This is a genomic window from Gemmatimonas sp., assembly GCF_036405635.1.
GTDB lineage: Bacteria > Gemmatimonadota > Gemmatimonadetes > Gemmatimonadales > Gemmatimonadaceae > Gemmatimonas.
In genome coordinates this window covers 1-6,914 of record NZ_DASWXE010000088.1, presented here as the reverse complement: position 1 = coordinate 6,914, position 6,914 = coordinate 1, and the positions used below count along the sequence as shown (strand labels likewise).

At 62.7% G+C, this 6,914-nt stretch carries 6 protein-coding genes; all 6 read right to left on the bottom strand.

Annotation, left to right across the window (positions count from 1 at the left end; translation table 11 throughout):
- Positions 1-2,467, bottom strand: a 2,467-nt coding sequence (locus tag VGE27_RS07390; RefSeq protein WP_331049003.1) for a TonB-dependent receptor plug domain-containing protein, incomplete at its 3' end; no start/stop codon positions are given.
- Positions 2,468-2,771: 304 nt separating this feature from the next.
- The gene (locus tag VGE27_RS07385; protein ID WP_331049002.1) at positions 2,772-3,947 is read right to left on the bottom strand and encodes a TonB family protein; all 1,176 of its coding nucleotides are present in this window, start codon (positions 3,945-3,947) and stop codon (positions 2,772-2,774) included.
- Positions 3,948-4,055: 108 nt separating this feature from the next.
- Positions 4,056-5,921 carry a hypothetical protein gene (locus tag VGE27_RS07380; protein ID WP_331049001.1) on the bottom strand — a complete coding sequence of 622 codons (1,866 nt, stop codon included), beginning with the start codon at positions 5,919-5,921 and terminating at the stop codon, positions 4,056-4,058.
- Between the two features lie 15 nt (positions 5,922-5,936).
- Entirely contained in the window at positions 5,937-6,086 is a 150-nt protein-coding gene (locus VGE27_RS07375) for a DUF5989 family protein (protein WP_331049000.1), read from the bottom strand.
- A gap of 4 nt (positions 6,087-6,090) precedes the next feature.
- On the bottom strand, positions 6,091-6,495 hold the full coding sequence (locus tag VGE27_RS07370) for an SxtJ family membrane protein (protein WP_331048999.1): 405 nt from the start codon (positions 6,493-6,495) through the stop codon (positions 6,091-6,093).
- Positions 6,495-6,914: carbamoyltransferase C-terminal domain-containing protein (locus tag VGE27_RS07365; RefSeq protein WP_331048998.1), on the bottom strand; the 420-nt coding region annotated here is incomplete at its 5' end. The genes VGE27_RS07370 and VGE27_RS07365, both read right to left, overlap by 1 nt.

The following is a 6,914-nucleotide window of genomic DNA, read 5'->3' as shown; positions in this document are numbered from 1 at the left end:
TTCCCAGTGCACTCTTCAGCACGACGTAACCGTCGCTGTTCACCACGTACAGGTTCGGGTCCTTCTGCTGCTGGGAGACTTCTTCCAGCGTGCGCAGCCACCGCTTGCCGTAGATGATGCCGAGCGCTTCGCCTTCCTTGTAGAAGAAGACGTTCTGGTTCTGACCACCGGCGTTCACACGATACGGAGCACGACCCAGCTTCTCGATGCGCTGGCGGGTGCGGTCGGCCGTCAGGCCCAGGGAGTAGCTGACATTGGGGCTGTCCCACAACCGCGACTGCAGAGACAGTTCCCAGGTCTTCGCGGAGATGGTCGCGGCATTCTGAATCTGCGACGTAAAACCGCCCGACTGCGCCAACGACAACGGGACACTCAGGAATGCGTCCTCTGTCTGACGTGATGCGTAGACCACTTCGGCATCGAACTTGTCGAGGAACGTGACGTTCAGGCCGTACTCGTCTTCCGTCTGCGTGGCAGGCTTGAGGTTCTTGTTTCCGAGCTGCGCCTTGGTGATCTGACCCTGCGAGACAGAATACGTCTCGTACTGATCGTAGAATCCAGGGCGGACACCTGCCGTTCCACGCGACGCACGGATACGGCCTTCCTGAATGCCGGGGATCTGCAGGTCCTCGTTCCAGCGCCACGAACCGGATACACGATAGAAGCTCGCCCAGCGGGTCGCCGCACCGAACAGTGAGGATGCGTCACGACGCACGAGGAAGTCGGCGATGTACTTGTCCTTGAAGTCGAGCGTCTGCGCCAAGAAGTAGTTCTGCGCATTGCGGGTCGTGAGTGAGGAACCCACGGTGTTGTTCGCCGGATCCACGGCATCCAGATCGGGCACGCCCACCACCGTCAGCACATTGCCGGAGGCACTCAGTGTGCTGCGCTGATCCTTCTCCAGCAGATACGTCATTCGCGTCGTCGAGCTCAAGTTGCCGAAGAACTGCTTCGACACGATCGCGTTGGCCTGGATGTTTTCGGCCACATTGATGTTGCTACCCATGTCGAGCAAGCCGTCGGTGGCGATGCCCGAAGCGTTCAGATAGCCCTTGAAGTTGTAGGTCTGATCGCTGGTATTCGAACGGTCCGTGCCGTACGAGCCCTCAAAACGCAGCCAGCTGGCGGGGCGGTAGCGCAGGTTTGCCGAACCGAGGAAGCGTTCACGACGCAGCTGCAGGCTCTGGTTGTTCAGGGCGTACAACGGGTTGCCACGCGCATTCGGTGCCCACGCCGGCAACAGCGGATAGTACTCCACCGGATCACTCGCACCGTTGGGGCGCACGAGGTTCACATCGGGTGGCGCCTGCAACAGCGCGAACCAGCCCTGGCTGTCGTTCGGATCGTAGTCGTTGCGATTGATCGCGTAGGTAACCGACGTGCCGAAGTCCATCTTGGGGTTGATCTGCTGATCGACATTCACGCGGGCCGACTGACGGAACTGACCCGAACGGAACGGCATCACACCCGCATTGTGGTCCGACGTGAACGACGAGTTCAGGTTGGTGCCACCACGACGATAGCCCACCTGCACGTTGTTCGAATAGAACTGACCGGTACCCAGCCATTCCTTGAGCTGATTGCGATAGCGCCCGTCGCCGGTAGTCGGATACGGGTTGTCGGCGATGACACCATCCAACGGCCGGGCACCAGCAGCGGTGGTGAGAATCGTGCCGTCCGCGTTCAGCGTGTAGTTGTGGAACTCGTTGAGCGGCACCCAGCGATTGATGGACGAGTTGCCCATTTCGGAGCGCACCGAAACGCGCGTCTGGCCGTCGCGGATATCCCGACCGCGCTTGGTGGTGATGGCCAGCACGCCGTTCGCCGCGTCGGAACCGTAGAACGCCGAAGCCGCGGCGCCCTTGAGCACTTCCACCGATTCGATGTCCTGCGCATCGATGTCGGCAATAGAGAAGCGCGTGATGACACCGTCCACGATGATCAGCGGCGACGAGCTGCCAACGCCGAGCGAGGTGGAGCCACGGAGACGGATGGTCGGCGCAGCGCCGGGATTGCCCGTTCCGAGTGCAATACGAGCGCCCGCGACCTTACCGGCCAGTGCCGCCACCGGTGAAGTGGCCGGTACGTCACGGAGCTGTTCTCCGCTCACACGGGCCACGGAGAACGGCAACTTCTTCACTTCCTGACCATCGGTGGTGCCGGTGACCACGACTTCGTTCAGGCGGAACGGATCGGCCTTGAGTTCGAAGTCCACGGTCTGCACATCGGTGCCAAGCCTGATCGTCTTGCTCAGGGGAGAGTAGCCGATGAAGCGAGCGGTGATCACCACCTCCTGCCCGGTGGCTCTGCCCGCAGGGATCATCAAGGAGTAGCGCCCTTGTTCATTCGCGACGGCGGAAAGACCCATGGTCTGGATCGCGACGACGGCCGGAACGGCGGCGCCGGTTCCCTGGGTGGTCACCGCGCCTCGTACTACGACCTGTGCGAGCAGGCTGGCGGGTGCCATCAGGAGCACAATGCCGGCTGCTCGACGCAGCCCACACATTACTGACTTTGCGCTTCCCATCTCGTGTCCTCTGCTGGGGAGAGTTACGAACGGTTCCGTGGAGGGACCGAACGATCGCAGAACAGCCCTTTCGGCTCGTCCACAACCGCGTGTAACAGAATGGCGCAGAATCTAACCCGTGATTTTTGGTCCCCGCAATGCCATTGGTCCCATCAATTTCTGAGACATACCGATGAGACCAGCCGATCGTCCCATCGGACAAGCGCAGATATTCAGCGTCTCACACCACTGAGCTACGGGCAGGCTATCGAAAATCCGGTGTATGGGAGAATTCGATCGTGACCAACACGAGTTGGGACACTGCGTTTTGTCCCTTCTTCGCGGGCGCCCATTTTGCCGGGACCAATGCCTCTGTAACGGCCCTGCCAAAGGCGCGATCGGTGGCGGACACCACCAGTAATGTGGCCCAATCCAGTCGTCCCCGAGCGTCCACCACGAATTCCACCGTGGCATTGCCATTCACACCATTTCTCCAAAGCGCCTCCGGATACATCACCTGGAGGTCTCCCGTGGTGAGTGACGCCTGTTCATCCACCTGCTCCGCCGTCAGCACCTTTCCTTCTGCCAGTTCTTTCACCAGTTCCTGACGACGCTGCTCGGTGCTCTTGTTTTGGGGAGGACGTGGTTGGGTGGGGCGCGACCAGATCGCCACCACACCACACTGCTCCAGTCCACGCGGCCCAAGAAGGTCCGGTGGTACAGAGCTCGACGAGAGGTACAGTTCGATCCCCTCCACCATGTGCAGATCGATCGACTCGAAATCGAACTCCGCCGCAGATGCCGGAAAACCGTCGATGAACACTAGGGGCGCGCAGCCATTCGAGCGAAACCGCACCATGCGTCCTCCACGCCCCTGAGGACCGATCCGCACGCCCGGGATCCCCCGGAAAGCATCGAGCATATTGCGATTGCTCGACTGTTCAATGCGCTCCCTCGTGATGAAATGCCCGCCACGTCGCGCCTCGAGCCGCTCGCGATATCCAGCCAGGCGACTGTCCGACGGCTCACGTCGTGCGTTCACGTTCATGACCGCCATCTGCTGCACGGCCCGTTCCAGGCGCCAATCCGCCGGCACGACTTCACGACTACCCACGGTGTAGTCGCGCTGCACGGCGATATACCCGATGCGCCGCACACGCACGGTGACCTCTCCCACGGGCACGTTCAGCAGCGCGTAGCTGCCATCGTCCTTGGTACGTACCACCGTGCCGCCCGGCAACCACTGCACTTCCGCTTCAGCAACCGGCGCCCCCCGCGCATCACGCACCACACCACGAATCGACGCGGTCTGTGTTGTTGGTGATACCTGCGCGGAAGCCGGCACCCGTTCTCCATGTTCCGGCACGCCAGTCGCGAGCGCCTCGCTGGCGGTCATCGCCAACACGACGGTCAAGGCGTACAACAGCGGCGACGCAGGCATGGGTACCTTCAGGGCGACGAAGCGTGGCAATCACGGGGTGTAGTGATTGTACCCCTTCCAGATCGCCCGGCAACTCCCGCACTCACCGGCCTGCGACTCCCGTCTGGATCAGAGCGGCAAGCCGAGCATCGCCAGGAGTTGGGGCAGCGCCTGGTACTGGGGATGCAGACGGCGCAGCGTCTGGGCCGTTTGTCTGGCGCCCGCACCATCGCCCGTCAGCGATTGTGCCAAGGCCAGCTGGTACAGCACATCGGCGCGCGTAGCATCGAGCTGTCTGGCCAACTGCAGGTGCCGCAACGCCGCGGGCCAATCCTCACGACCACCGGCCAACTGTGCCCTCGCCAAAGCCAGATCAGCAGTCGGTGCAATCGCGAGCGCCAAACTGAACTGACTGTCTGCTTCAGCGAAGCGCCGGACCCTGAACAGCGCCGCACCGGCCAACATGTGCGGTTCGGCAAAGATGAACTGATCACCTGCCAGGCCGAGATACTCGGCGATCGCTTGCGTCGTATCACCCGCCGCTTCCAGGTGACGCGCGAGTTGCAGCTTCGCGAACTCCCACGGCAACGCACCACCGGCAACGAGAAAGGCCATCGAATCCACGGCGCCAGTTGGTCGATAGCGTCCGCGATAGTCTCCCTGCTGCCCGAGTGGCACGAAGGGCCATCGCGCAGCCAATGCGGCCACCCGATGCATGGCGATGCGCTCATCGAATGCGGTCACGCCCACCCGCCCTTCGTGGGCAGACATCGATGGCGCCGCAACCGCACCGAATGTTGTGCCCGCCGGCGGGACCGCCACCAACGCGGCGAGGAATGCATCTGTGAGCGTATGTACTCCGGCACGATTGGGATGCACATGCTCCAGAAACTGCTCTTCGCCCGGTGACTGGGCGGGCGCGTGCGCTTCGAACGCTTCCCGCACCGGCACATAGTGGGCCAGGGTGCCTCCGGCCGTCGTCACGTGAGTGACAACCGAGTCGAATGCCGACGGTGCCCGAAACCGTACAACATCGAGGTCCCGCGCGCGTTTGAAGGCTGCGCGGGCCCGAACGCTGTCGCCCTGTGCCAGCCAGACCACCGCCGAATCGAACACCGCACGTGCCGGTCCATTGCCGGTCGATGCAAATGGTGGCTGCCCGCGTTCATTGCCGGCGAGCGATCCGACATATACCGGTACGCCAGCCGATGTCACTGCGCGTACGATACGCGTGAGATTGCCTTCGAACTGCTGCACACCAGTGCGAAACACCGCATCATCCAACACGATGTCCTTCCCACTGGTGATGGACTCCATGAAGCTCGCTGCGGCGGGGTCGATGCCGCGCTGTTCCGTGGCGCGCTGCTGCCGCCTACGCGCCACGATGCGATTGAGCGCGCGTACGGAACGCAGATGCTGCAATGCCACGAAAGACCGCGTAAGCCACGGGCTCGACGTGAGACGAATGGACGCGCCAACACCCAGCGCGCCGACGTACTCATTGTGTCCACCGTAGTACAGAATCGCATCCGGACGCTGCGCGAGCACCTCGGATACGATGTCCAGCATCGCATAGCTGTTGGTGGCGGCAATGCCGAGGGAAATCACCTCGACATCGCGCCCTGGCAGGCGATCGGTCAATGCGGCATCGAGCAATCGCGCAAACGATCCGGTGCGGGGATACGGAAACCCTTGCGCCGTCGATTCGCCCAGTACGAAGACGCGGAAGCCATTGTCGGGCTTCTTCGCGCGAAAGAACTCCCCATTGGGAGCCGGTGGTGATGCCTCACCAGGAAACCACCGTGCAGCCACGGTGGGATTGGCCATGAGCCAAGTCCCGTTGCCGGCGGGAGCATTCACGAAGAGTGGCATCGCGCCGGCGGGCCATGCCAGACGGGCGACGAGTTCGATGATGCCGAAGAACACCAATGGCAACGCCAGCGCCACCAGTGTGAAGGCCCGCGATCGGGTACGCGCTCCGGATTCGCTCTGCATGGATTGGCCGCAGACTCAGAAGATCGAGTAGATCAACGGTGCCAACACCGAACCCTGGGCGAGCACCACCAGGGTACCCAGCGCCACGAAGACCAGCACAATGGGCAGCAACCACAGTTTCTTGTTGGTGCGCAGGAACGCGAACAGCTCACGCAGCAGAGTCATGGGCTCAATACTGCCGTTCCATCGCCGACCGCGCCACGTCGGGGGGCACCGGCTTTCTGACCACCCAGTAGGTGGAGGCCTTGGGATCGCGTGCCATCGGGCTGCGAGACAACGTGCGCCGCAAAATGCCCATCGGGACAAACGCGAGCCACCAGAACAGTGTGAACACCACCGGTGTGACGATGAGCCCGAGGGCGTGCCCCAACGCCATCCACGCCCGCGATACTGGCGCGAGGGCGCGTGGCGCGAAAGCGCCGGCGCTCACGAGCGCGACACCGAGCGCTCCGGCAGTGAACGCGCCCCCAGTCCGTTGCCTCCACGTCAGCACGGCCGCGATCACCAACAGGGCCCCGCCCAGCGTGAATCCGAACCGGCGCGGCGTTGGTCCCGTGTTGCGCGCGTCGGCCATCAATCCGGCTCCACGGCCATGTGCCAGCGAGGGTCGCCAAGTGAAGTCTGGGCCGCACGTGACACAAAGTATGGCCCGATCGCCAGCGCGTCGATTTCCGTGCGCATCATGCAGGCGAATGCTTCCCGTGGTGTATGCACAATCGGCTCACCGCGAATATTGAAGCTGGTATTCACCAATACGGGGCAGCCGGTACTCTCGTGGAACACCGTGAGGACCGTATGCAGCCCCGGTGTGCGCTGCGCCGTGACAGTCTGAATACGCGCGGTGCCGTCGTGGTGCGTGATAGCCGGAAGGGCAGGTGCTTCGGCGCGCACGGGCACCACCAGCAACATGTAAGGAGATGCGTCGCCTTCGATATTTTCGAAGTAGTCGGACGCGTGTTCAGCCAGAACGGCGGGCGCGAACGGCCGGAATCC